Raw genomic sequence first — 24752 nt, 5'->3', positions numbered from 1 at the left:
GCGAGTTGGCTTTACGACTATGCTATGTGCACACTTGAGCAACTCCATCTTCGCTATGCGCAAACATCCGATGAAACCCAATTTCCCATTAAATAAACTACTGCTGATTCTCGCGCTCAGCCCCGTACAGATAAGCTTTGCCGACGACATCCAGGCCGGCAAGTTTTACGAAGAGGCGTTACAGTCCTACAGAAATCAGAACAATGCCGAAGCGATCATCCAGTTAAAGAATGCGCTGCAGCAAAATGAAAGGTATGTTTCGGCTCACATGCTGCTTGGCGAAATTTACTTGCAACAGAAATCGTTGACGGAAGCAGAAGTCCAACTTGGCCTAGCCAAACAATTAGGCGCGGACCCATCTTTAATAGCGGAAAACCTGGCCAAGCTCTATACCTACCAAATCCGTTACAACGACCTGCTGAAGGAAATCGATCCGGCGCAGTTCAATAGCGGTTTGCGTCCAGTTTTGCATGTTTACCGCGGTAACGCATACCTGCAACTCAATCTAATCAGCGAAGCCCTGAATGAATTCGACATTGCCTTGCAAATTGCTCCCAATCAGGTGAACGCCACAATCGGGCGCGCGAATGCCCTGTTAAAGCGTGGCGACATTAAAGGCGCCGATCAAGCTGCCGAGAAAGCCATACAAATCCAAGCCAGCGATGCCGGCGTTTGGTATACAAAAGGCTCGATCAAGCATGCCAACATGGAACTGGATGAAGCTTTAAAATTTTACGACAAAGCAATTGAGCTCAACCCCGATCACGTAGACACACGACTTGCCAGAGCAGGCCTGTTAATGGACTTGAAGCAAGATGATCGGGCACGGCAAGATTTGGAATATGTGCGCCGGGCTTATCCATTTGAACCGAAAGCAGCCTATCTACATGCGGTTTTACTCGAACGCAATAACCAGAAAGAAGCGGCGACCAAAGAATTGGAAGTGGCGGCCGACATCATCACCGGCATAAAACCGGAATATTTATCGGCACATGGTCCGACTTTAATGCTCTCCGGCTTGGTTAACTACAGCCTGCAACGATACGACTTGGCAGCGGAGTATTTGCGTCTGTACGTTAAGCAATACCCGGAACAATCAGGCACGTATAAATTGCTGGCCACCATACTTTTAGAAAAAAACGAACCCGAGCAAGCTATTGATCTGCTCCGCCCGGTGCAAATCCGCAATCCCCAGGATCAGCGTCTGGCATTTTTATTGGGAAGTGCTTTCATGAAGGCCGGCAAACACGATATGGCCAATAATATGTTTGGAAAAGCCGCTGCTTTAGGGAATGACAGTGGCAGCCTACAAGCCGAAATAGGCCTTAACCGATTAGCAATGGGCCAGGAACAGGCAGCAGTTCAAGACCTTGAAGTGGCATTCAAAAAAAATCCGGATGCGGTCAAGGCCGGTATTCCTCTCGTGGCACTTTACATGAGCCGTGGCGAACCGGAAAAAGCGTTGAAAACCGCACAAGCCCTGCATGAAAAAGCGTCGAAAAACTTTACACTACTAAATTTACTGGGGACCGCTCAAGTCAATACCGGGCAATACAAGCTGGCACGGCAAAGTTTCGAGAAAGCGATTGAACTGAACCCCAATTTTCTCGACGCGCAAATCAACCTAAGTAAACTGGACGTCGGCGAGAACAAACTTGATCAAGCCAGACAGCGCCTGCAATCCTTGCAGCAGAATCATCCGGGCGACATAGATATTCTTATTGAGCTGGCCAAAGTCGAGCAAAGTGCCGGACGCTATGAGCTAGCCAATGACTGGCTGGCAAAAGCGAAGATGATTGATCAAAAATCATTACCGACTCTTTTGGCTTTGGTTGAGTTGAATCTGAAGATAGGCAAAGCTGCTGAGGCTAATGCCGCCGCACAAGCAGCGGAAGTGATCGACAAGAACAACCCCCAGGTTATGGACGCCCTGGCTCGAAGTTACTTGGCTAATAACAATAAGGACAAAGCCTTAGGTGTATTTATCCGCATGGCTGACCAAGCCCGGTTTAATGTCAAACAACTTTACAAAGCTGCTCGTTATCAAATAGATGCAGGCGATTATTTTGAAGCCATAAAGACCTTGAAAAAAGCCGTTTTGGTCGACGAAAATCATATACCTTCGCAAATTGCCTTGGTGGAAATGGAACTGCTCCATGGGAAACCGGTATTTGCATTGAGCCGCGCAGAAAGCCTGTTAAAACAATATCCCAAACGCGCCTTTCCCCACCGACTATTGGGAAACATCGCCGATCATGACAAAAACCTTAGTTTGGCCAACAGCCATTACCAAACAGCTTTCGAGCTGGAGCCGGATACAGCTTCATTGATGCTGCTTTATGAAAATTTGAAAAAAATCGATCAGCCGGACAAAGCCTACAATTTACTGGATCAGTGGGTCAAAAAGCATCCTCAAGACCAGCTACCGATGGCAGCCTTTGCAAACGAATTACTGAAAAGCGGAAAGTTTAAAGAGGCGGAAAAGTACTACGTCGAGCTATTGAAACAATTCCCCAACGAACCGCAGTTCCTGAACAACCTTGCTTATGTATATCTCAATAACGGCAACAGCAAAGCCTTGTCGATTGCCGAACAGGCCCATAAATTGGCTCCTGACCAACCGGCAACGAACGACACCTTGGGCTGGATTCTGGTTAACACGGGACAAATAGAACAGGGGCTTCATTACTTACGAAATGCACACTCACTACTCTCGCAAGATTCTGAGATACGCTACCATATCGCAGTTGCCCTCAATCAGTTGCAACGCCAGGAAGAGGCTAAGCAAGAATTACAAGAAGCGCTAAAAGGCGAAGCTATTTTCAATGGCCGCGAACAAGCCAAAGCACTGCTTGAAAAGCTGAGCAGATAGTCGATTTTTCAAAACATGTCGTAATTTTTTACACCATGCGTAATCGCCGACTTATTTTATTCACAAAAAAACAATTAACGCATTGTATTAGAATAATAATTTTTACTATGGCCCAATAAGTGCTCAGATATAAACAGACCGTAAAACTTTGTTCATGACCAATAGTACAATGGTTATTTCCAGGCCGACGAAGACAATACCGGAAGGTAAAATTTCAAAAATTGCGAGGACATTATGACCCTAAAACTCTTGGCTATAGCAACTCTGCTGCTGGCCCCGTGGTCGGTTAACGCCACCATATGGACTATAAACGGTACTAGTTCAGTGACACCGACGGGCATTCAAAGTATCGCTGCATACTCAGTTGGGACTACAAGCACTTCAACTTTTTCAGCAGCCACACTAGCTTGGTACGGTAGTGCTAACGGCCTGGGTGTATTAAGCGGCTCGGAGACGACAAATAGCTACCCAGACCATGCGGTTGATAACAACGGCAGAATCGAAGCGGTACTATTTCGGTTTGATGGCAGCACGATTTTAGACAAACTAACTGTCGGTTGGCCGGATACCACGGCCTACGACTCAGATATATCGGTTCTCAGATACAAAGGCACGGTACCGGCTACCGGTGCGCTTACTGGCGCAGCAGATATTTCCGGAAAAAGTATTTCCAGTCTTCTTAGCAACAGCTGGGAATTCGTAGGTAGTTACAATACCGTTGGCGACGTGGCTGAAGACATCAACCCGAACAGCTTATCTTCAAGTCTTTGGCTAATTAGCGCGTACAGCAGCAGATGGGGTTCCGGCTTGGGAGACTCTAACGTCGACAACAGCAACGACTACTTCAAGCTCACCAAGCTTGAAGGCACAGCTGGAACGCCAGGCGGTGGCGGCGGTGCCGGCAGCGTGCCGGAGCCAACCAGCCTGTTGTTGCTGGCTGGCGGCATGCTGGGCTGGAGAATGAATCGCAAAACTCAAGCCTTGGCCGCATAAGCGCACAGAAGCTCTAAATAAGAAACCGTCTTCCAGACCAAACTGGAAGACGGTTTTTTTATGCACCACGTTTTTTTAATACATATTAAGGATATAAAGCGACCGTCTCTAAAGACAGATACTCGGGCAACCCAAACATCAGATTCATATTCTGCACCGCCTGCCCCGACGCGCCTTTCACCAAGTTATCAATCACAGACAAAATTACTACCGTATCGCCACCTTGCGGTTGATGCACGGCAATTTGACAGCGATTACTGCCGCGCACGTTGCGAGTGTCGGCATGACTGCCGCTTGGCAACACATCGACAAATCTTTCATCGCGATACTTCTCTTCAAACAAACTTTGCAAATCCAACTTCCTATTTAAACGCCCAAACAGCGTGGCGTGAATACCGCGTATCATCGGAGTCAGATGCGGCACGAAAGTTAAACCAACTGCCTGTTTGGCGACATTTTGCAAACCCTGCCTGATTTCCGGCAAATGTCTGTGCCCGGCGACTGCATAAGCCTTAAAACTCTCACCTGCCTCACTCATCAACGACGATATTTCCGCCTTGCGTCCGGCACCGCTGACGCCGGATTTCACATCGGCGATCAAATGCTGCTCATCTATCGCGCCGACCTCCAATAACGGCAAAAACCCCAATTGCACGGCAGTCGGATAACATCCTGGGCATGCGATCAAGCGCGCCTGCTTGATCTGTTCCCGGTTGACTTCCGGCAAACCGTAGACCGCTTCGGCAATAAGATCCGGGCTAGCATGCGACATGCCGTACCACTTTTCCCATTCCTGACGATCTTTAATCCGAAAATCGGCAGACAAATCGATAACTTTGACACCAAGCTCCAACAGCGCCTCTGCCATCAGCATGGCGGTACCGTTTGGCGTTGCGAAAAACACCACATCGCAGTCTTTTAAATTATCCAGCTCCGGCAGGCTAAATGTCACATCACAGCAGCCCCGTAGACTCGGATACAACTGATCCACTCGCATTCCGGCATCCGCGCGCGAAGTCACCACACTCACTTCGACCTGGGGATGCAATACCAAAATTCTTAATAATTCGACGCCGGTATACCCGGTGCCGCCGACAATGCCTGCACGTATCATGAATGCTCTCGTTGAAAAAATACTGTTAATCTAATGCGGCGCATATAATACGCCACTCTCCCCGCAAAGCTTAACACCATGCGCGCCATCGAGATTTATCGCTCCTCTGAGTTGACCGATTTAATCGTCGCCGATCAAGCTCTACCCTCACCCGCCCCACATCAAGTATTGATAAAAGTGGTTGCAGCCGGGGTAAACCGTCCAGACCTGATGCAGCGCAAAGGCCTGTATCCCCCGCCACCCGGAGCATCCCCAGTTCTAGGCCTGGAAGTAGCGGGTACTATCACCAAACTCGGCAGCCAAGTAAAACACCTCAAGATTGGCGAACCGGTTTGCGCCCTACTGACCGGCGGCGGTTATGCGGAATATTCCCTAGCAAGCGCCTGTTGCTGCCTGCCAATACCGCAAGGCTTCAGTTTTATTCAGGCCGCCGCGCTGCCGGAAACTTTTTTTACGGTGTGGAGCAACCTGTTTGATCGCGCGAAACTGCAAGCCGGCGAAACGTTACTGATGCATGGAGGCACTAGCGGCATCGGCACCACCGCCATTCAGCTTGGCAAAGCATTTGGCGCGCAAGTGATTGTCACCGCAGGTAACGAAGATAAATGCCAGTATTGCGAAAAATTGGGCGCAGACCTTGCGATCGATTATCGGCAGCAGGACTTTGTCGAAGCCGTTATGCATCAGACAGATGGCAAAGGCGTTAATGTCGTTTTAGACATAATCGGCGGGGACTACTTGCCGCGTAACTTGAAATGTCTGACTATCGATGGCCGACTCCAACAGATTGCCATCCAACACGGCGGTAAAAGCGAAATCAATCTGGCATCCGTGCTGATGAAGCGCTTGACCATCGCCGGCACCACCTTGCGCCCCCGCGACGACGAATTCAAGGCTAAAATAACCCAACAACTTTTTGCAAAAGTTTGGCCGCTACTGGAATCCGGCCAAATCAAACCCATCATCGATTCGGTTTTTCCACTAGCTAGGGCCGCGCAAGCCCACGAGCGTATGGAAAGCAGCCAACATATCGGTAAAATTATTTTGGAGATATAAGCATGTCCTACACCACACTGGTTTCCGCAGACATTCTAGCTGCTAACTTGGACAATCCGGATTGGCGAATATTCGACTGCCGTTTCTCGCTTGCCGATGTGACAGCCGGTCATAAATCCTATCGACAAGGCCATATTCCCGGTGCGCGCTATGCTGATTTAAATCAGGATTTGTCTTCACCGGTGCAATCGTATACTGGTCGCCATCCATTGCCTGACTTTAACGTATTAGGTAAAAAGTTGGGCGATTGGGGCGTCAACAACCGCAGCCAAATCGTGGTGTACGACGATGCCGGTGGCGCGTTTGCCGGGCGGATGTGGTGGCTGCTGCGCACCATGGGCCATACTCAAGTCGCGGTGCTGAATGGCGGATTTACACGCTGGCAAAAGCGAGATTTTCCGGTCACTACCGTGCTTCCAAACATTACCGCCAGCCAATTCCGCGTCTATTTGGACAACAAACAATGGCTGGATGCCGATCAAGTGGCAAACGGTTTGGCGACAAGAAAATTCACCTTGATAGATGCCAGAACACCTGAACGCTTCCATGGTCGACAAGAGCCTATAGACCCAGTAGCCGGCCATGTACCCAAAGCGCGAAACAGGCCCTTGCACACCAATCTGGACAAATCGGGATTATTTTTACCCGCCGATCAGTTACACCAGCAATTTAGCGCGCTAGTAGCTCCTTATCCAGCCGAGCAAGTAGTACACATGTGCGGATCGGGTGTGACCGCCTGTCACAACCTGTTAGCGATGGAAATTGCAGGACTAAAGGATTCAAAACTTTACGCCGGCTCATGGAGCGAATGGATTACCAACCGGAACAGAGCTGTCGCTAGAGGTTGACCCGAGCATAAGCCGTAACAGCGGTGCTGTATTTTCTGAACGATTAAAACTGTAAAGACGCTGAATATATTCAGCGTCTTAAAGGCAGGTTTATTGCTTAAGCATTAAGCCTGGAACGGATTTTCCAAGACTATGGTTTCGTTCCGATCCGGGCCGGTAGACAAGATCGTGACTTTTACACCGACCAGTTGTTCCAGCCTAGCAATATAGGCTTTGGCATTTTCCGGCAATTGCGCAAAATCAGTAACGCCAGCAGTCGTACCTGTCCAACCCGGCATTTCCTCAATAACGGCTTCACACGCCGCATATTGATCAGCACCTAGCGGGGCGGTCTCAGTCATTTCACCGTTAATCTTGTAAGCGGTGCAGATACCAATTTTATCCAGACCATCCAGCACGTCGAGCTTGGTTAAGCAGATACCGCTCAAGCTATTTAATTGCGCCGATTTACGCATGGACACCGCGTCGAACCAGCCGCAACGGCGTTTACGACCCGTAGTAGCGCCAAACTCGTGGCCTTTCACGCCCAGATGCTCGCCGTAATGATCCAGCAATTCGGTGGGGAACGGGCCGTTACCGACGCGAGTGGAATAGGCTTTAGTAATACCCAATACATAATCCAGCGCCAATGGCCCTACTCCAGTACCGGTAGCCGCACCGCCCGCCGTGGTATTGGATGAAGTGACGTAGGGATAAGTACCGTGGTCTATATCAAGAAGTGCACCCTGCGCGCCTTCGAACAGCACGTTTTCGCCTTGGTTTTGATAGCTGTAGATAGCCTCGCCAACGTCGGTCAGCATCGGCTTGATGATCTCACCCAAACGCAAGGTATTTGCCAGTACCTCGGCATAATTAACTGGCTCGGCATGGTAATAATTAATCAACATGAAGTTGTGATATTCGACCAGCTCTTTTAAGCGAGCGGCGAATTCTTCGGTATTGCGCAAATCACCGGCTCGCAAGCCGCGTCTGGCCACCTTGTCTTCGTAAGCCGGACCGATACCGCGCCCGGTCGTACCGATGGCTTTACTGCCTCTGGCTTTTTCACGGGCCTGATCGATAGCAACGTGTATCGGTAAAATCAAGGCGCAGGCTTCGCTGATCTGCAACCTATGCCGGACCGGAACCCCGGACTTTTCCAGAATCTCGATTTCCTTCAATAACGCTTCCGGGCACAGCACGACGCCATTGCCTATCATGCATTGCACGCCTTCCCGCAATACACCGGACGGAATCAGATGCAACACGGTTTTTTCGCCGTTAATCACCAAGGTGTGACCGGCATTGTGGCCGCCTTGAAAGCGCACCACCGCAGCAGCTTGTTCGGTTAAAAGATCGACCAGCTTACCTTTACCTTCATCGCCCCATTGCGTGCCGATAACAACAACATTTTTTCCCATATTATCTAACCTTAAACTAGTGGTTTAACGACAGCTTATTGATCTAACGACAGCTTATTGATTTAACAACCCAGCGTTGATTGTGTTTTTCTAAAATAGCATTGCAGCCCTGCTGTTCAGCGCCGCCTTGTTGGTCCGGCAGATGTTGAATCACCGCCACGCCTTGCGCACGCAAATCTCTAACAGCTTCCTGCAAATCAGCATCTTCCGCAAAAGGGGCAAACACCACCTGCGCTGCTTCGTCATCGACTTTATACATGCCCGCCAATACTTTTAAATCTGCACTAAAACCGGTAGCGGCTCGCGCTCTTCCGAATACTTCACCGATATTATCGTAACGGCCGCCACGGGCAATTTCTTTACCCAGAGCAGGCACAAAAGCCGCGAATACCATGCCGGTATGATAGTGATAACCCCGTAACTCGGCCAAATCGAAGCTCACCGTCAACGCCGGAAAATCTCGGCGTAATTTATCGGCTATACCCTGCAAATCCGCCAAGGCGCCGGCAATTTCATCGGCACCGGCAAAACCGGTTAACAAGGCTTTGGCTTTATCAAGTACATCCCGGCCGCCATTCAGTTTAGGTAAAGCACTGAAGACGTCTTTATAGCGCGTGTCTATATTAAACTCGGCAAGCAATTCCGCCAGTTCGGTTCTGGCCTTACGTTGCAGAACATCGAACAATTCAGCTTCCTGTTGCGGATCAAGACCGGCATGTTCAGCCAAAGCTCGGTAGATAGCGACGTGCCCTAAATCCAAGTGCACGTTTTGCAAACCGCTAATCGCCAGCATTTCCAGCATCAACTGGATGACTTCGTAATCGCTTTCCAGGCCGGCATGCCCGTAAAGTTCAGCACCAATTTGCATCGGGCTACGGCTTTTTTCCAGGGGATCGCCCAAAGTGTGCAGCACGGTACCGGCATAGCATAAGCGAGTTGGACCGTCGTGCTGGAAGTGATGAGCATCGATTCTAGCCACTTGCGGCGTCATATCCGCGCGCACCCCCAACATTTCGCCGCTCAATTGATCGGTCAGCTTAAACGTCTGTAAATCCAGGTCATGTCCTGAACCGATCAGCAAAGAGTGAAGAAAGTCCACAAACGGCGGAATGACCAACTGGTAACCCCAGCAGGCGAAAGTATCCAAAAGCTTTCTGCGCAACTTCTCCAGATGCGCGGCTTGTTCCGGCAATACTTCGCTAATTCCTTCCGGCAATAGCCAGGTGTCTTTTTTTTGCATTTTGTCTGTCTCAAACACAGCAAACGCCCCGCATAGCGGGGCGTTTGACTACTAGTCATTCAAATGGAGGTTATTTCTGATTCTTGAAATATTTGAAGAAGTCGGAATTCGGTTCCAGCACCATGATGTTGCCGGATTTGCCCAAGCTTTCTTTATATGCTATCAGGCTACGATAAAACGCAAAGAAATCGCTGTCTTCACTGTATGCTTTAGCGAAAATATCAGCGGCTTTGGCATCCCCTTCGCCTCGCATTACTTCAGAGTCACGGTAAGCATTCGCCAAAATGATCTCGCGCTGCTTGTCTGCATCAGCGCGAATCCGCTCGGCGGCTTCGGAGCCTTGCGAACGAAACTCGCGAGCAACCCGCGCCCGTTCGGCTTCCATCCTTTGATAAACCGAGGTACTCACTTCAGCCGGCAAATCAATGCGCTTGACTTGTACATCGACAATGGTAATGCCCAGTTTCGCGGCATGTGGCGACACATTGGTAATCAGCGCATCGCGGATCGCACTGCGATCAGTAGAAACCAATTGTTTGATCTCGCGTTTACTGAACTCGCTGCGTGCCGAATCTTTGATGATTTGATCGAGACGAATATTAGCCTGGTTCACATCACCGGCAACGGTGGTGTAAAAGGTCTTGACATCACCTATCCGCCATTTGACAAACGAATCAACGATAACATTTTTCTTTTCCGCCGTTAAAAAGCGCTCCGGCGTGGAATCCATGGTCAGAATGCGCGCTTCGAACTTTTTAACATTATTGATAAACGGCAGTTTAAAGTGCATGCCCGGTTGGAAATCGGCACCGACAATCTCGCCTAATTGAAACTTAATTACCCGCTCGGTTTCTGCCACGGTAAATACCGACATCGAGAGCAAGATGACTACTGCGCCAACGGCTACTAAAATCTTATTTCCCATCTTAGCGTCCTCTCACATCGCGCTCACGGCTTGACGCGCGCACATCGGTTTTAATTTCTTTCACGGGTTGGGGGCTTAAAGAAACCGGTTCGTGGCTGACTACGGGGGCCGGGGCGGCATCTTCAGCAGCCTTATTCGCCAACTTTTCCAACGGCAGATACATAATGTTATTACCACCTTTGACATCCACCAGTACGTTGTTGGAACGGCCCAGGACCAATTCCATTGCTTCGATATACATCCGCTGCTTGGTTACCGCCGGTGCTTTTTTGTATTCGGCCAGCAATTGCGAGAAGCGGCTGACATCACCGTTAGCTCGGGCAATCACTTTTTCTTTGTAGGCTTCAGATTCCTGCACGATACGTGAAGCGGCACCACGGGCTTTGGGCACTACGTCGTTAGAATAGGCTTCAGCTTCGTTGATCAAGCGCTGCTTGTCTTCCCGCGCCTTGATGGCATCTTCAAAGGAACCTTGTACTTGTTCAGGTGGCTGCGCGTCCTGCAAGTTGACGCTGGTGATCAAAATACCGGTTTTGTAGGCATCCATGACCGCTTGAATTTCTGACTTAACCGCCAAAACAATATCGCTACGGCCTTCGGTCAGCACAAAGTCCATATCACTGCGACCGATCACGCCACGCTGCACGCTTTCGGTGACTTGTTTCAGCGTTGAGGCAGGGTCGAGTACGTTGAACGCATAGTCCTTGGCATCTTTGACTTGGTATTGGACAGCTAAACGGACGTCGACGATATTTTCGTCTTTAGTCAGCATCATCGCTTCCTTAGGCACTGAACCCATACCCTGCCCGCCACCGGAACGGTAACCCACTTCAATAAAGCGTTGTTGCTCGACATTGATGACCGCCACTTGCTCTATAGGCGACGGGATATGCCAGTTCAGACCGGGCTGTGTGGTATTGACATAGGCACCGAAGCGAGTCACCACGCCGCGCGTACCTTCGTCGACGGTATAGAACCCGCTCAAACCCCATAGAACGATTGCACCGGCAGCCAGCAAACCGACACCTTTCATCGACGGGCCATTGCCAAGACCACCTTTAGAACCGCCACCGAAAATACCGCCCAGCTTGTCCTGTAGCGAACGAATTACCTCGTCCAAATCGGGTGGATCATTCTTATCATTACGACCACTCCAGGGGTCTTTTTTACCACCGCCGGGTTCATTCCAAGACATACCAAACACTCCAAAATTGGATTTGAAAACTCTAAAGCTGCATTTCATAAGGACCGCCTGTTCGATGATTCGAAGCGCTGGCTGCTCTATCCGAAAAGTCGCCATTCTATCGTAACTTAACCATTTCCGAGCAAATAACTAGGTGATTGTTCCAGCTAACGACCGATTAAACCTGCTCATGAACGTCAATCCCCTTCAACAAGCCCAAATGCTTTTTGTCGATTTCTATCGTCAGTTCGCAATCGCCACTATCGTTATTGACTTCGTCGATAATTTTCACAAAAGTGAATAACTTTGCTTTTAATCCGGCTTGGCTGGCTGGCAAAAAGCACTTTCGAATCACCTTACTGCTCGCGAATAATTCGGACAGAGCCTGCTGCAACAAATCACAGCCTACCCCGTTTTGCGCGGAAATCCAGACGCTGACAGGCTTACCGTCAGCATCGTAATCGATATGCGGCGCCACATCCTCCAGCAAATCGATTTTGTTGAACACCATCAACTGAGGAATTTTAGCGGCGTCGATGTCGTTTAAGACTTGGTTAACCTGATAGATCGTATCTTCGCGATCTTCCGCCGCCGCATCGATCACGTGCAATAGCAAATCCGCCTCGCTGGCTTCTTGCAACGTAGATCTGAATGCCGCCACCAATTCATGAGGTAAATGCCGAATAAAGCCCACGGTATCGGCCAAAATGATTTCGCCGCCATTACTCAGCGACAATTGCCGCAAAGTCGGATCCAAGGTAGCAAACAGTTGATCGGCGGCGTAAATGCCGGCACCGGTTAGGGTGTTGAACAGAGTCGACTTGCCGGCGTTGGTATAACCCACCAACGACACGGCGGGGATTTCAGCCTTTTTACGCTTACTTCGGCCTTGATGACGCTGCTTTTCAACCTTACCCAGGCGCTGCTGAATCTGCTTGATACGCACCGCCAATAATCGCCTATCGGTTTCCAACTGGGTTTCGCCAGGACCACGCAAACCGATACCACCTTTTTGCCGCTCCAAGTGCGTCCAGCCGCGAATCAATCGAGTCGACAAATGTTTAAGTTGCGCCAGTTCGACCTGTAATTTACCTTCGAAGGTTTGCGCCCGCTGCGCAAAAATATCCAGGATCAGGCCGTTGCGATCCACCACCCTGACTTCCAGGGCTTTCTCCAAATTGCGTTCTTGGCTGGGTGTGAGTGGATGATTAACGATAACGATATTGGCTTCGTGCTCGATGATCGCCGACCTGATTTCTTCAACCTTGCCCGTGCCGACAAAATATTTCGGATCAGGCCGATACCGGCTACCGGTGACTACATGAGTGGGTTGGGCGCCTGCGGATTTGGTTAGTTCTTTCAGCTCGTCGAGGTCTTCTTGACCAACTTGCAAATTGAGGTGAACGAGAATAGCTCGTTCACCCGCATCGGGACGTTCAAACAAAAAATAACCTCTTAGCTTTCGTCGCTAACGTCGGGGTCACGGTGCATCGTGACATTTTTGCCGGGAACGATAGTGGATATGGCATGCTTGTAAACCATCTGATTCACAGTGTTTTTCAGCATCACCACGTATTGGTCGAAAGAATCGACGCGGCCTTGCAGTTTGATACCGTTAACCAAAAAAATCGACACGGGGGTGTGTTCTTTTCTGAGGGCATTCAAAAAGTTGTCCTGCAAGTTTTGTGCTTTCGACATCCTATTTCTCCTTATTATTGTTCGGTGCGCTATTAATACATTACCCGCTAGACCCACCAATTTCAACACGCGGGCTGCGGATCAATAAAAAACTGTTAGTGACTTTGGGACTGCTCGCCGCTATTTCAAGTTCAATCGAATCTTTATTAGCAAAGCCGTTGCGAAAATAACAACGGCTGCTTAAGTTCAGCTTAGCCGATTTTTTTATATTTGATACGACGCGGATTGTCGGCATCTGTGCCCAGGCGGCGATGCCTATCGGCCTCGTAGTCGGCATAATTACCCTCAAACCACACAACTTCGCTATCGCCTTCGAACGCCAGCATGTGCGTAGCGATCCGATCCAAGAACCAGCGATCATGCGAGATCACCACCGCGCAACCGGGGAAAGCCAACAAGGCTTCTTCCAGGGCTCGCAAGGTTTCCACGTCCAAATCGTTGGTCGGCTCGTCGAGTAGCAACACGTTGCCGCCGCTTTTCAGCAGCTTGGCCAAATGCACGCGATTACGCTCGCCGCCGGACAGTTCACCTATGCGTTTTTGTTGATCGCCACCCTTGAAGTTGAACCGGCCGATATACGCCCGCGACGGCGTCTCGTATTTGCCGACAGTAATCATGTCCAAACCGTCGGAAATTTCTTCCCAAACCGTCTTGTTGTTGTCCATGTCGTCGCGCAACTGGTCGACATAAGCCATCTGCACGGTTTGACCAAATTTGATGTCGCCGGAATCGGGTTTCTCAAAGCCGGCCATCATCCGGAACAGCGTGGTTTTACCCGCACCGTTCGGGCCGATAATGCCGACGATACCGCCCGGCGGCAATTTGAAACTCAAGTTGTTGATCAACAACCTGTCGCCAAATCCCTTGCTGATGTTCTCGACGTCGATGACCACATCGCCCAGCCGTGGACCGGGTGGAATATAAATTTCCTGGGTCTCGTTACGTTTCTGCGTCTCTACCGATGACAACTCCTCAAAGCGCGCCAGACGCGCCTTACTCTTCGCGTGCCGGCCTTTTGGATTGGAGCGCACCCACTCCAGCTCGGCTTTCATGGCTTTCTGCCGAGAAGACTCCTGTTTCTCCTCCAACTCCAGGCGTTTTTCCTTTTGTTCCAACCAGGATGAATAATTGCCTTCCCAAGGAATGCCCATGCCGCGGTCCAGCTCCAAGATCCAGCCGGCAACATTATCAAGGAAGTATCTATCATGGGTTACCGCTACCACGGTGCCGGGATAGTCGTGCAGGAAACGTTCCAACCAAGCCACCGATTCGGCATCCAAGTGGTTGGTAGGCTCATCCAGCAACAGCATATCGGGTTTAGATAGCAACAATCGGCACAGCGCCACCCGGCGCTTTTCACCACCGGACAACTTGGTGACATCGGCATCCCAGTCCGGCAGACGCAAGGCATCGGCAGCCACTTCCAGCGTACGATCCAGATTATGACCGTCGCAAGCATTGATAATATCTTCCAGCTTGGCTTGCTCGGCAGCCAGCGCGTCGAAATCGGCATCCGGCTCAGCGTAAGCGGCATAGACCGCGTCCAATCGAGCCAGCACGTCTTTGATTTCCGCAACCGCTTCTTCGATATTGCCGCGCACGGTTTTATTCGGATCCAGTTGCGGTTCTTGCGGCAGATAGCCGATCTTGGTGCCTTTCAGCGGAATCGCTTCGCCTTCGATTTCCTTGTCGATACCGGCCATGATGCGCAACAGCGTGGATTTACCGGAGCCGTTTAAACCGAGCACACCGATTTTGGCGCCAGGAAAAAACGATAAAGAAATGTCTTTAAGGATGTACTTTTTGGGCGGTACGATCTTGCCGACCCGGTTCATCGAGAAAATATATTGCGCCATTGTTTTTCTGCTGAAGAAATAAAATAGCATTATACCGTGCGATAACGGTTTTTTAAGGGTGTTAATTTTTATCGAGTATCAGGTGGTAATTCAGTGATTATTGAAACAGCTAACAACACGCTGAGCTCGGCCGATGCCTACATTGACATCCATTGCCACCAAACCGGCAGCCAGCAGACCGTTGAAATGATCAGCCTCGCCACCCAGGATTTCGACGTCACGGCAACACAACACGGTTTTTACAGCTTGGGTTTACATCCCTGGCATCTCGACGCAGAAAACGCCGAAACCGCTTTAAGAAAAATCAGCGCAGCAAGCCAGGATCCACAGCTATTGGCAATTGGCGAATGCGGACTGGACAAAGCTATTGCCACGCCGTTGGCCATGCAAATCCCCGCATTCATAGGCCAGATCAAGCTCGCCAACCAACTTGGCAAACCGTTGATGATTCATTGCGTGCGCGCCTTCAACGAGCTGATCCAGATTAAAAAATCCACTCCAAACATCCAGACGCCCTGGGTCATTCACGGCTTTAACGGCAAACCCGCCATGGCTGAACAATTACTGAGACACGGGCTTTATCTATCCTTTGGCGCCGCATTGCTAAATCCTCGCAGCCATGCCGGCAAAGCTCTGAGTTGCACGCCAGCTGATCGCTTGTTCCTGGAAACCGACACCGCAAACGTATCCATTGACGCGATATATGCCGCAGCGGCTAAAATGCTTGATTTGGACATCGCAACCTTGCGCCAACAAATCCTGAGCAATTTCAAACGAGTATTTCTGCATGACTGATTTAAGCTGGCTCTCTCGCACCGAACTCCTCATCGGCAAGCCCAAACTGGACAAGCTCCAACAATCCCATGTGTTGGTAGTGGGCATGGGCGGCGTGGGCTCGTTTGCAGCCGAATTTATCTGCCGGGCCGGAATCGGCGAAATGACCATCGTCGATGGCGACGTGGTCGACCCGAGCAATCGCAACCGGCAACTACCGGCGCTGTCCACCACCCACGGCCAATCCAAGGCCGACATCATGGGTGAGCGTCTGCTGGCGATCAATCCGGATTTGAAATTGCATATCCGCCACGAATTCATCACCCCGGACACCGCCGCCGACTTGCTGACCACCCATTACGATTACATCGTCGACGCTATCGACAGTTTGACCCCAAAAATCCACCTGATTCGCGCCGCCAAAACCAACAAAATGAAAATCGTCAGTTCCATGGGTGCAGGAGGCAAGATGGACCCCACGCACCTAAAGGTGGTAGACATCTCCAAAACCCTATAACTGCCCATTCGCCCAATTCATTCGCATCCGCCTGCGCAAACACGGCATCAGCCGCGGCGTGAAAGTGGTGTTTTCGCCGGAAGTGGTGAATAAAGATTCGTTGATGTTTACCGACGGCAGTAATTATAAAAAGTCGGCTTACGGCACGATTTCCTATTTGCCGGCGGCATTCGGCGGCGTCTGCGCTTCGGTAGTCATCCGCAACTTGATTCACGATCCCGCACATTCTCACCACAACAAACATCATGGATAAATTACCCAGCCGTCCAGCGGATTCCTTGCTGGTCAATCCAGGCAAAAGTTCACGTTTGCAGGAGATGCGACAGCGCGCGGCCACGGCAAATCAGCCGGCTCCCGCGCCTATCCAACCCCAGCCCCAAGCGATAGATAAAAACTTAAGCCCGGAAATGGCCTTGGCTAGACAATTGATCGATCAGCGTTTAAGCGAAATTTTGGCGTCACTACCGGTCGGTAAACAGCGGCGTTTGTTCAAGATTCGCTTTGGCATGGAACCGGAACAAATCAAAGACTTAACCATAAAACAGATATTTGCATTGCTGGAAATCAATCACCCGCAATTCAACAATCTGTCGGCTAACATGAAGCGAATCGCCGATCTGAATTATAATGGCCGGCAACCCAACTAATTCGGCCGTTTACCTTGCCTTACGCTCAGCCGTCCCGTTCCTCGATTCCCGCTACGATGTACACCCTAGAACCCAACCAAGATTACCGCGACCAAAGCCTGCGCGATGACACCGAATTATCCAGCAGCGAACTACAGGCCGACGCCGCCAAGCACTACGATGACTGTTACAACGATTATCTGGTAGCTTGGTGCAACCGCGACAATCTGGCCTTGCATTACGGTTATTGGGACGAGGCCAAGCCTTACGATCAACATCAAGCCTTGCTGAACAAAAATCAGGTACTTTATGAAAAGGCCGGGATTCAGGCCAGCGACAAAGTCCTGGACGCCGGTTGCGGCATCGGCGGCAGCACGATCTGGATGGCTAAACAACACGGCAATCGGGTAACCGGCATCACCATCAGCGCCAAGCAAGCCGACTATGCTCGTCAGCACGCCAAGCGCCACGGCGTTGCAGAATTAGTCGATTTCGAAGTCGCGGATTTTTGCGCCACGCCCTTCCCCGACGCCTCTTTTGATGTCGTCTGGGCTTTGGAAAGCTCTTGTCATGCGTTAAAAAAAGGCGACTTTTTGCGCGAAGCCTGGCGGGTATTAAAGCCTGGCGGCCGGATTGTGGTTTGCGACGGCTTTGTGTTGCAGCGGCAATTTAACGAACAGCAATGGCAGGCGGTCGTGACCTGTTTGAACGGCTGGGCCGTACCGAATCTGTGTGCGCGCGACGAATTTACTGACTTGTTGGAACAGCAAGGTTTTCAAACGATTGTTTGCCACGACATTACCGCCCAAACCCGGGCATCGGTCGAACACATGTACAAAGTCGCCAAACGCCTGAAACCGGTACAAACCATCAGCCAATGGCTGGGGCTGCGTTCCAAGGCACAAACCGCCAACTATTTGGTCGGCCTGGCCCAACATCAGTTGTTTACCGAAAAACTCACCGAATATTGCATTTTTACTGCGCAAAAGGCTTAAACACGATGCCGATGGTTTTACCGCGTTTGAAGTTTCTGACTCTATTTACATTGGTAGTATGCGGTGCAATAGGTTGCGCCAGCGTGCCGGCCAATAGCCAACACGACAGCTTTGCCGACTACGCCGAATCGGTATTCCGCCACCAGAGTGCGCTATTAAGCCGACTGATGATGCTCAGTGAAGCCGAGCAATTGCCGGATAATGAGGCCTTCGAAAATGCCGAACAATCCATGCACGATGCCTGTCATCTGTTGAACGAATATGCGGAACGGGAAAGCGATGGCGAACACATGGGCCTGCGCTTTAAAGCCAAGGTACAAGCAAGCATCGAAGGTTGCGATGCCAGTATTCAGAAGATGGAAGCGCTAATGAGCGGCCTGGACCAAGAGCAAGCGCCGCCGCACGCCCACCCTTAAACGTAAAACCGGCAGCGAAACGCTAATCGCCGCTATTCGCCCATTGCCGGCGATAATCGGCATAATTATCACGCTTTTGCAGCACCCAGCGGGCCGGATTGACGCTGTAAACATCCGGCAATTGATAACCGTTAAACCGGTTGGCCTTGATCAGCGAATACGCCCCCACATCAGCAAACACTAATCGGTCGCCAACCGCCGGAATCCGCCTAAACCGATATTCGCCGAACACATCACCGGCCAGGCAGGTCGAGCCCGCCAAAATTGCCGATTGTTCACCGGCACCCTCTTCTTCCAGCAAGCGCGGTTTCATCTGATATTCGAACACTTCCGGATGATGATTCACCGAGGTGTCCAAAATCAACACCTGCTTGCCGTCACTGACGAAGCGATCCAGCACGGTGGTCAGTAAATAACCGGCATTACCGACCAGCCCCTTACCCGGCTCCAGATACACATCGACGCCAAATTCGGCTCGCACATCCCTGATCAATTCGGCAATATCTTGGTGATCGGCGATGGCGTGATACAAATAGCCGCCGCCCAGATTCAGCCATTTAAGCCGATTGCATTTTAGAATGGGCCGCAGCTTTTCCAGCGTCTGTTGCAAGGGCCTAAAATCCCGGCAGGCAAATACCGTGTGAAAATGTAGTCCTTCCACATTGGCCGGCAAACCATCCCTCAGCAGTTCGATATCGACCCCCAATTTGGAATGCGGCCGGCACGGGTCATAGCGCTGATCGTCAGCAAAAGACAGCTTGGGATTAACTCGCAAACCTGGCGAATAACCGTCAGCCAACGCCTTTAGCCGCTGATGCTGCGGCAAGGAATTGAAACTGATATGACTGCAAAGCCGGCCCAACTCTGCGAACTCGTCGGGGCGCAAGCCCGGCGTGGTCAAATGAATACTGCCGCCGTCACCCAAAACCTCTTTCGCCAGTCGCGCCTCGAACAAGGAACTGACCGAAAAGCCGTCGATTTGATCTTTTATCAGCGCCAGCAATGCCGCCAACGGCAGCGCCTTCATCGAATACAAAATCTTGCAGCCGCTTGCCTGCTTTAGCGCTTGTAGCGGTGTTAGATTGGCGAGAATTTGCGCTTCGTCCAGCACCAAGGCGGGGCTGGTGGGAATTTGTTGCTTTAGCTCGAGCCAATTCATCGTTGAGCATGCCTGTTGCCTGAATAAATCGCGTGCTCGGTAAGCACATAGTCCATAAACACATCGTGTGTATCCATCGCCACCTGCGGCAATAGTTGGGCTTCATAGCAAATCGCCGCCAACACCGCGTTGGGCCGCACTTTTTGCAGTAGCCGGTCGTAATAACCGGCACCGTTGCCCAAGCGTCCGCCTTGATTGTCAAACGCCACGCCGGGCACGACGACGACATCCAGCTCATCAGCAACCACTTGCTTAGCCGGCTCCAGCCAACGTGCCCGCGGCGGTTCGAGAATATTCCACATGCCCGCTTGCAATTCGTCGAGTGATTCCAGCTGCCACAATCCCAATTGCTTATGACCCACCGTATCGACCGTACAATAAGGTACGACTATGCGCTTACCCGAATTTAGCTCTGCGGCTACGGTAGGCAGCGTCTGCACCTCTGAACGGCAATGTAAATACCACATCACCGTCTTAGCTGCTTGATACCAGGCTTGCTCGACAACACGCCGGCAAATGTCGGCGCTGATCGCATCTTTATCTGCCTGCGCATGACGCGCTGCGTAGGCGATTTGGCGTTGTTCGGCTTTAGTCATAGGCGCAGCAATAGGCCAAGGCTTGCCCGACTAGGTCTTTAGAACCGGTAATCAAATGCTGGGCGTCCTGCTCCTTGCGTAGCCAGGTAAATTGGCGCTTGGCCAACTGACGAGTGGCGATGATAGCTTTATCCCGCATGGTTGCCAGGTCGTATTCGCCGCTTAGATAGGACCAAGCCTGCCGATACCCAACACAGCGTATCGACGGCATGCTTTCGTCCAGATTGCCGCGTCGCCATAAAGCCTGCACTTCGTCGAGAAAACCTTGTTTCAACATCAGATCGAAGCGCTCGGCAATCTTGTCATGCAAGGTGCTACGCTGCTCAGGCGCGATAATCAATTTGATAAACCGATACGGATGCTCGGCTTGCTGATCGGCGTCGAAGAAACTGGATAACGGCCGGCCGCTGATTTCAAAGACCTCCAACGCCCGTTGAATACGTTGCGGGTCGTTGATGTGTATTCGCGCCGCAGATTGCGGATCGACTTGCGCCAGACGGGCATGCAAGGCGTCTTTCCCCAAGGTTTGCAATTCGTGGTCCAATCGCTGGCGAATTTCCGGATCGGCTGCCGGCAATTGCGCCAAACCTTGGGTCAAGGCGCTGAAGTACAGCATCGTCCCTCCCACCAAAATCGGCAACTTGCCACGTTCAGTCATATCCGCCATCAACGCCAAAGCGCGGTCACGGAATTGGCCGGTGGAAAAACTCTCATGGGGATCGAGAATGTCGATTAAATGATGCGGCACGCCGCCGCGCTCGACGATGTCGGGCTTGGCAGTACCAATGTCCATGCCACGGTAAACCAAGGCGGAATCGACGCTAATGATTTCGGTGTCCAAGGCTTGCGCCAGCGCCACGCCCAGCGCGGTCTTGCCGGATGCGGTCGGCCCCATCAACAGAATGGCCGACGGTTTTTGCAACTCGCTCATTTATTGCCCGCGCATGAAAAACCGGTCCAAGTCCTGATGGCTCAGCGCCACCCAGGTCGGTCTGCCGTGGTTGCATTGGCCGATGCGCTCGGTTTGTTCCATGTCGCGCAGCAAGGCGTTCATTTCTTCGATGCTGAGTTTGCGCTTGGCCCGCACCGAGCTGTGGCAAGCCATGGTCGCCAAAATCGCGTTAATACTTTCTAGTGCTTTATGGCTGACGCCGTGAGTGGCCAGATCGGCCAGAATGTCGCGCACCAACTGATCGACATTGGCTTTTGCCAGCAGGGCCGGCGTGGCTCTGAGCACCACTGTTTCCGGGCCGGAACGGTTGATTTCGAACCCCAGATTCATAAAAAATTCGTGCTCTTGCTCCGCCAGATCGGCCTCGGCGGCGGTGACTTGCAATTTGATCGGCAACAGTAAGGGCTGAGAGACGATAGCCCGATTGTGGTAATGCTGTTTCAGCCGTTCATACGTCACCCGCTCATGGGCAGCGTGGGCATCCACCAAAATAATGCCATTGGTCGTTTCCGCCAGGATGTAAATATTGTGGATATGCGCCAAGGCAAAACCCAGCGGGGGTATCGCCGACTCGCCTACTGGCTGGGTTGGGCTGGCGCGTTCGGTCTGCGGATACAGCTTGCCGTAGGCTGTGATTTGTTCGGCCACATCCGACAAATTGGCTCGCTCCGACGGGTAGCGATAAGCGCCGAATGCTTCAGGTGTAGGCCGTTGCGACATGCTATCCACACTCGACTCCGGCGTCGTCAGCGGTAAAGAGATTTGCTGATTCAAAGGCGTCCGCAACTGCGTCATCGGCGCTTGCGCAGGCGAAACTTCGCCTACAGTTTCAATGTGCTGCGCCACCGCGGTAGCGCCGGGTCGTTGATCGGCCAAGCTGCGATGCAAGGCCTGAAACAGAAAATCGTGCACCATCCGCCCTTCCCTAAACCGCACTTCCAATTTAGTCGGATGCGCATTGACGTCAACCAGCGCTGGGTCGAGCTCCAGGTACAACACAAACACCGGATGCCGGCCGTGGTAAAGCACATCCTGATAGGCCTGCTTCACCGCATGGGCCACCAAGCGGTCTTTGATTAAGCGACCGTTGACGTAGAAAAACTGCATGTCTTGCTGGCTGCGCGAAAAGGTCGGTAAGCCAACCCAGCCGTGTAAATGTAAACCGGATGCGGCAAAATCGATTTTCACGCAATTCTCGACAAAGGCCGAACCGCAAATTGCCGCAATGCGTTTTTCCTGGGCGGCTTGGGTGTCCGCCGGTTTCAGGTTCAGCACTTCGCGCTGATTGTGATTCAACAGGAAACCGACATCAAAACGCGCCAAAGCCAATTTTTGAATCAGGCTCTCTATATGGGAAAACTCGGTCTTCTCGGCTTTTAAAAACTTACGCCGGGCCGGGGTGTTGTAAAACAGGTCGCGGACATCCACCGTGGTACCGGGCGGATGTGGATCGGGTTGCGGATCGAAGTTTTGCTCGGTGCCATCGGCACTGACTTGCCAGGCACAATCGGCATCCGCAGTACGGGAAATCAAAGTCAAACGCGCCACCGAACTGATGCTGGGCAAGGCCTCGCCGCGAAAGCCCATGCTGATCACATGCTCCAAATCATCCAACGAAGCAATCTTGCTGGTGGCATGCCGGGATAAAGCCAAAGCCAGGTCATCCTTAACGATGCCGCAACCGTTGTCGCGGATTCGGATTTGCCGGGTGCCGCCCTGCTCCACATCGATTTGAATCTGGGTGGCGCCAGCATCGAAACAATTTTCCACCAGCTCTTTGACCACGGACGCCGGCCGTTCGACCACCTCGCCGGCGGCGATTTGATTGACTAATTGGGTAGGTAAAGCATGAATCCGCATCGGCCGCGCTCAAACAAAAGCGCGTATTTTAGCGGATGGAAATGAAACGGGGCGAAATGATTCGCCCCGCTTTAAGATAGTTTAATCAGCTGTCATGCGGAATCTGCAACACCTGACCAACCCGAACATTGCCGTCATTCATCGCATTGGCCATCCGCAAGGCTCGCATGCTTATGCCATATTGCTGGGCGATGCCGGACAGGGTTTCGCCGCGATTAATCACATGATGCGTGCCGGCACTGTTGCTCGCGATTGTGGCGGGAGCGGCATCCAGCTCTCTAGCCGCCAACACCGGTTTTTGTTCCGGTTTTGCTTTAGCCACAGACTCACTAGTATCCACATCCACTGCCGCCAATTGCACAGCTTTGGATTTGCCGGAACGATTAAGCTGCGCCATCATCGTATCGGCCGGCGCATATTGTTTAAAGTGACCGACGATGCCGCTAAATACCGCCGAGGCCATTTTGTTTTGATAAGCCTTGGTGTTTAAACGGCGCTCTTCTTCCGGATTGGAAATAAATGCGGTTTCGACCAGGATAGACGGAATTTCCGCCGACTTTAACACGACGAATCCGGCTTTTTGCACGGTATTGCGATGCAAATGACCAACACCCTTCACGCTTCTCAACACCTTATTACCGATGTTTTGACTGGCTTCCTTCGCCGCCTTATTGGATAAATCCATCAACACCGAGGTCAAGGTGTCATCTCTGTCCTCGCCAGCACCGCCATCCACCGCGTTTTCGCTGTTAGCCAGCCACGTGGCGCCGGCACTGGACGCGCCTTTATTGGCCAACGTATAAACCGAAGCACCGTGCGCCTGACTGTCGCTAAACGCATCGGCATGTATCGACACAAACAAATCGGCCTTGGCCGCTCGGGCAATACGGCGGCGTTCGTTTAATTTCACAAAATAGTCACCATCGCGAATCATCACCGCTTTCATGCCCGGCTGGCTGTTAACCATGCCTTGTAGACTCTTGGCAATCGCAAACACCACGTCTTTTTCTTGCGTGCCGTTCGCGCCCTGCGCACCGACATCTTTGCCGCCATGACCAGCGTCGATGGCCACAATGATGTTTCGGCCCTTGGCTTTGGCGACGGATTTAACCGTGACAGGCTTGGCAGTGGTCTCGGATTTTTTAGTGGATTTATCGGCTTTTTCGGAAGCAGCAACCTCCGGAGTAGCTGTCGGCTTTTCCGTTTTAACCGCCGCAACCGGAGTAAATGCTCTTTCCGCCGGCTTGGCTGTCAATTGCGGCTGCGCTGGCTGATCTTTTGCCGCCAAATCGATTTGTAAATTCTTACCGACCATCGCGACTTTGGCGTCCGCATCAGCTTTCAATTCGACGACGATACGCAAATCCTTGTTGTTACGCATTGCGCTGCGGGCAAAACCAAACAAGGGATGATCCGCAACCGGTTGATTCAAATCCTGCGCCATTTTGGCATCGCTAAAATCCATAACCAGACGATTAGGACTTTTCAACACAAACGCATGATGCTTGACCGTGCTCGGCAAATTGACCAGCAGTTGATTGGTGGATGAATAACTGATCGGACCCAGTTCAGTCTGAGCCGCGAGCACCGAAAACGTGGGTAATAACAAACCCCATATCCAGAAAATTTTAGACATCTGCTGCATACCCCACATTTCCACTAGTGACAACTT

At 51.5% G+C, this 24752-nt stretch carries 23 protein-coding genes; 10 read left to right on the top strand and 13 right to left on the bottom strand.

The annotated features are described in order from the left end of the window. The first annotated feature begins 70 nt into the window (after positions 1–70). Together prsT and xdp1 are read left to right on the top strand one after the other, a co-directional pair. Positions 71–2872: an XrtA/PEP-CTERM system TPR-repeat protein PrsT gene (gene prsT / locus CWO84_RS01295; protein WP_101051556.1), complete on the top strand. Its 2802-nt coding sequence runs from the start codon at positions 71–73 to the stop codon at positions 2870–2872. A 234-nt stretch (positions 2873–3106) separates the two neighbouring features. After that, positions 3107–3865, top strand: a complete 759-nt coding sequence (xdp1, locus tag CWO84_RS01290) for an exosortase-dependent surface protein XDP1 (protein ID WP_101051555.1) — start codon at positions 3107–3109, stop codon at positions 3863–3865. 85 nt (positions 3866–3950) lie between these two features. On the opposite strand, the gene argC is transcribed toward xdp1, so the two are convergent. Further along, a complete protein-coding gene (gene argC / locus CWO84_RS01285) occupies positions 3951–4979 on the bottom strand; it encodes an N-acetyl-gamma-glutamyl-phosphate reductase (RefSeq protein WP_101051554.1) in 1029 nt (342 codons plus the stop codon). 78 nt (positions 4980–5057) lie between these two features. Here argC and CWO84_RS01280 point away from each other — a divergent pair, with 78 nt between their 5' ends. Together CWO84_RS01280 and CWO84_RS01275 are read left to right on the top strand one after the other, a co-directional pair. Then, complete coding sequence (locus CWO84_RS01280; protein WP_101051553.1) at positions 5058–6035, top strand: NAD(P)H-quinone oxidoreductase; 978 nt, start codon at positions 5058–5060, stop codon at positions 6033–6035. A gap of 2 nt (positions 6036–6037) precedes the next feature. Then, complete coding sequence (locus tag CWO84_RS01275; RefSeq protein ID WP_101051552.1) at positions 6038–6883, top strand: sulfurtransferase; 846 nt, start codon at positions 6038–6040, stop codon at positions 6881–6883. A 104-nt stretch (positions 6884–6987) separates the two neighbouring features. On the opposite strand, the gene CWO84_RS01270 is transcribed toward CWO84_RS01275, so the two are convergent. The 7 genes from CWO84_RS01270 to ettA all read right to left on the bottom strand — a co-directional run bounded on the left by CWO84_RS01270 (position 6988) and on the right by ettA (position 15185). Next, entirely contained in the window at positions 6988–8283 is a 1296-nt protein-coding gene (locus tag CWO84_RS01270; protein WP_101051551.1) for an adenylosuccinate synthase, read from the bottom strand. Positions 8284–8326: 43 nt separating this feature from the next. Then, positions 8327–9523, bottom strand: a complete 1197-nt coding sequence (locus CWO84_RS01265) for an ATP phosphoribosyltransferase regulatory subunit (protein WP_101051550.1) — start codon at positions 9521–9523, stop codon at positions 8327–8329. 70 nt (positions 9524–9593) lie between these two features. Beyond that, complete coding sequence (hflC, locus tag CWO84_RS01260) at positions 9594–10448, bottom strand: protease modulator HflC (RefSeq protein WP_033157325.1); 855 nt, start codon at positions 10446–10448, stop codon at positions 9594–9596. Position 10449: 1 nt separating this feature from the next. Next, the gene (gene hflK / locus CWO84_RS01255) at positions 10450–11643 is read right to left on the bottom strand and encodes an FtsH protease activity modulator HflK (RefSeq protein ID WP_101051632.1); all 1194 of its coding nucleotides are present in this window, start codon (positions 11641–11643) and stop codon (positions 10450–10452) included. Positions 11644–11809: 166 nt separating this feature from the next. After that, positions 11810–13075: a ribosome rescue GTPase HflX gene (gene hflX, locus CWO84_RS01250; RefSeq protein ID WP_101051549.1), complete on the bottom strand. Its 1266-nt coding sequence runs from the start codon at positions 13073–13075 to the stop codon at positions 11810–11812. Between the two features lie 11 nt (positions 13076–13086). After that, the gene (gene hfq / locus CWO84_RS01245; protein ID WP_020482487.1) at positions 13087–13329 is read right to left on the bottom strand and encodes an RNA chaperone Hfq; all 243 of its coding nucleotides are present in this window, start codon (positions 13327–13329) and stop codon (positions 13087–13089) included. A gap of 191 nt (positions 13330–13520) precedes the next feature. Continuing rightward, the gene (ettA, locus tag CWO84_RS01240; protein WP_101051548.1) at positions 13521–15185 is read right to left on the bottom strand and encodes an energy-dependent translational throttle protein EttA; all 1665 of its coding nucleotides are present in this window, start codon (positions 15183–15185) and stop codon (positions 13521–13523) included. Positions 15186–15278: 93 nt separating this feature from the next. Between ettA and CWO84_RS01235 the strand changes: the two genes are divergently transcribed. The 6 genes from CWO84_RS01235 to CWO84_RS01215 are packed head-to-tail and all read left to right on the top strand — an operon-like array spanning position 15279 to position 18513. Continuing rightward, a complete protein-coding gene (locus CWO84_RS01235) occupies positions 15279–15980 on the top strand; it encodes a TatD family hydrolase (RefSeq protein ID WP_101051547.1) in 702 nt (233 codons plus the stop codon). Further along, entirely contained in the window at positions 15973–16476 is a 504-nt protein-coding gene (locus CWO84_RS01230; protein ID WP_240617933.1) for a ThiF family adenylyltransferase, read from the top strand. Before CWO84_RS01235 ends, CWO84_RS01230 begins: the two co-directional genes overlap by 8 nt. 58 nt (positions 16477–16534) lie before the next feature. Beyond that, positions 16535–16729: a hypothetical protein gene (locus CWO84_RS24765; protein WP_240617932.1), complete on the top strand. Its 195-nt coding sequence runs from the start codon at positions 16535–16537 to the stop codon at positions 16727–16729. Then, positions 16722–17123 (top strand): hypothetical protein, encoded by a 402-nt coding sequence (locus CWO84_RS01225; protein ID WP_101051546.1) that lies wholly within the window; start codon positions 16722–16724, stop codon positions 17121–17123. The genes CWO84_RS24765 and CWO84_RS01225 overlap by 8 nt, the downstream gene beginning before the upstream one ends. A gap of 56 nt (positions 17124–17179) precedes the next feature. Next, on the top strand, positions 17180–18097 hold the full coding sequence (locus CWO84_RS01220; protein ID WP_101051545.1) for a methyltransferase domain-containing protein: 918 nt from the start codon (positions 17180–17182) through the stop codon (positions 18095–18097). A 5-nt stretch (positions 18098–18102) separates the two neighbouring features. Then, entirely contained in the window at positions 18103–18513 is a 411-nt protein-coding gene (locus tag CWO84_RS01215) for a hypothetical protein (protein ID WP_101051544.1), read from the top strand. A 22-nt stretch (positions 18514–18535) separates the two neighbouring features. Here CWO84_RS01215 and CWO84_RS01210 read toward each other — a convergent pair whose 3' ends face one another. The 5 genes from CWO84_RS01210 to CWO84_RS01190 all read right to left on the bottom strand — a co-directional run bounded on the left by CWO84_RS01210 (position 18536) and on the right by CWO84_RS01190 (position 24716). Next, complete coding sequence (locus CWO84_RS01210; protein WP_101051543.1) at positions 18536–19672, bottom strand: carboxynorspermidine decarboxylase; 1137 nt, start codon at positions 19670–19672, stop codon at positions 18536–18538. Further along, positions 19669–20268 carry a 5-formyltetrahydrofolate cyclo-ligase gene (locus CWO84_RS01205; RefSeq protein ID WP_101051542.1) on the bottom strand — a complete coding sequence of 200 codons (600 nt, stop codon included), beginning with the start codon at positions 20266–20268 and terminating at the stop codon, positions 19669–19671. The genes CWO84_RS01210 and CWO84_RS01205 overlap by 4 nt, the downstream gene beginning before the upstream one ends. After that, the gene (miaA, locus tag CWO84_RS01200) at positions 20261–21199 is read right to left on the bottom strand and encodes a tRNA (adenosine(37)-N6)-dimethylallyltransferase MiaA (RefSeq protein WP_101051541.1); all 939 of its coding nucleotides are present in this window, start codon (positions 21197–21199) and stop codon (positions 20261–20263) included. Before miaA ends, CWO84_RS01205 begins: the two co-directional genes overlap by 8 nt. Beyond that, a complete protein-coding gene (gene mutL, locus CWO84_RS01195; RefSeq protein WP_101051540.1) occupies positions 21200–23080 on the bottom strand; it encodes a DNA mismatch repair endonuclease MutL in 1881 nt (626 codons plus the stop codon). 85 nt (positions 23081–23165) lie between these two features. Further along, on the bottom strand, positions 23166–24716 hold the full coding sequence (locus CWO84_RS01190) for an N-acetylmuramoyl-L-alanine amidase (RefSeq protein ID WP_240617931.1): 1551 nt from the start codon (positions 24714–24716) through the stop codon (positions 23166–23168). Positions 24717–24752 lie beyond the last annotated feature (36 nt).

Source organism: Methylomonas sp. Kb3, assembly GCF_002834115.1.
Taxonomy (GTDB): Bacteria; Pseudomonadota; Gammaproteobacteria; order Methylococcales; family Methylomonadaceae; genus Methylomonas; species Methylomonas defluvii.
Note: the sequence above shows the minus strand (reverse complement) of the source record. Positions and strands in the feature narration are given on the sequence as shown.

Excerpts from the sequence above, each read along its gene's own strand:
- miaA (WP_101051541.1), bottom strand. The coding sequence starts at position 21,199 with ATGAGCGAGTTGCAAAAACCGTCGGCCATTCTGTTGATGGGGCCGACC.
- CWO84_RS01275 (WP_101051552.1), top strand. The coding sequence starts at position 6,038 with ATGTCCTACACCACACTGGTTTCCGCAGACATTCTAGCTGCTAACTTG.
- CWO84_RS01270 (WP_101051551.1), bottom strand. The coding sequence starts at position 8,283 with ATGGGAAAAAATGTTGTTGTTATCGGCACGCAATGGGGCGATGAAGGT.
- CWO84_RS01265 (WP_101051550.1), bottom strand. The coding sequence starts at position 9,523 with ATGCAAAAAAAAGACACCTGGCTATTGCCGGAAGGAATTAGCGAAGTA.
- mutL (WP_101051540.1), bottom strand. The coding sequence starts at position 23,080 with ATGCGGATTCATGCTTTACCTACCCAATTAGTCAATCAAATCGCCGCC.
- argC (WP_101051554.1), bottom strand. The coding sequence starts at position 4,979 with ATGATACGTGCAGGCATTGTCGGCGGCACCGGGTATACCGGCGTCGAA.
- CWO84_RS01230 (WP_240617933.1), top strand. The coding sequence starts at position 15,973 with ATGACTGATTTAAGCTGGCTCTCTCGCACCGAACTCCTCATCGGCAAG.
- CWO84_RS01280 (WP_101051553.1), top strand. The coding sequence starts at position 5,058 with ATGCGCGCCATCGAGATTTATCGCTCCTCTGAGTTGACCGATTTAATC.
- CWO84_RS01220 (WP_101051545.1), top strand. The coding sequence starts at position 17,180 with ATGTACACCCTAGAACCCAACCAAGATTACCGCGACCAAAGCCTGCGC.
- CWO84_RS01190 (WP_240617931.1), bottom strand. The coding sequence starts at position 24,716 with ATGTCTAAAATTTTCTGGATATGGGGTTTGTTATTACCCACGTTTTCG.
- hflC (WP_033157325.1), bottom strand. The coding sequence starts at position 10,448 with ATGGGAAATAAGATTTTAGTAGCCGTTGGCGCAGTAGTCATCTTGCTC.
- hfq (WP_020482487.1), bottom strand. The coding sequence starts at position 13,329 with ATGTCGAAAGCACAAAACTTGCAGGACAACTTTTTGAATGCCCTCAGA.
- CWO84_RS01205 (WP_101051542.1), bottom strand. The coding sequence starts at position 20,268 with ATGACTAAAGCCGAACAACGCCAAATCGCCTACGCAGCGCGTCATGCG.
- ettA (WP_101051548.1), bottom strand. The coding sequence starts at position 15,185 with ATGGCGCAATATATTTTCTCGATGAACCGGGTCGGCAAGATCGTACCG.
- CWO84_RS01215 (WP_101051544.1), top strand. The coding sequence starts at position 18,103 with ATGCCGATGGTTTTACCGCGTTTGAAGTTTCTGACTCTATTTACATTG.
- prsT (WP_101051556.1), top strand. The coding sequence starts at position 71 with ATGAAACCCAATTTCCCATTAAATAAACTACTGCTGATTCTCGCGCTC.
- xdp1 (WP_101051555.1), top strand. The coding sequence starts at position 3,107 with ATGACCCTAAAACTCTTGGCTATAGCAACTCTGCTGCTGGCCCCGTGG.
- CWO84_RS01225 (WP_101051546.1), top strand. The coding sequence starts at position 16,722 with ATGGATAAATTACCCAGCCGTCCAGCGGATTCCTTGCTGGTCAATCCA.
- CWO84_RS01210 (WP_101051543.1), bottom strand. The coding sequence starts at position 19,672 with ATGAATTGGCTCGAGCTAAAGCAACAAATTCCCACCAGCCCCGCCTTG.
- hflK (WP_101051632.1), bottom strand. The coding sequence starts at position 11,643 with ATGTCTTGGAATGAACCCGGCGGTGGTAAAAAAGACCCCTGGAGTGGT.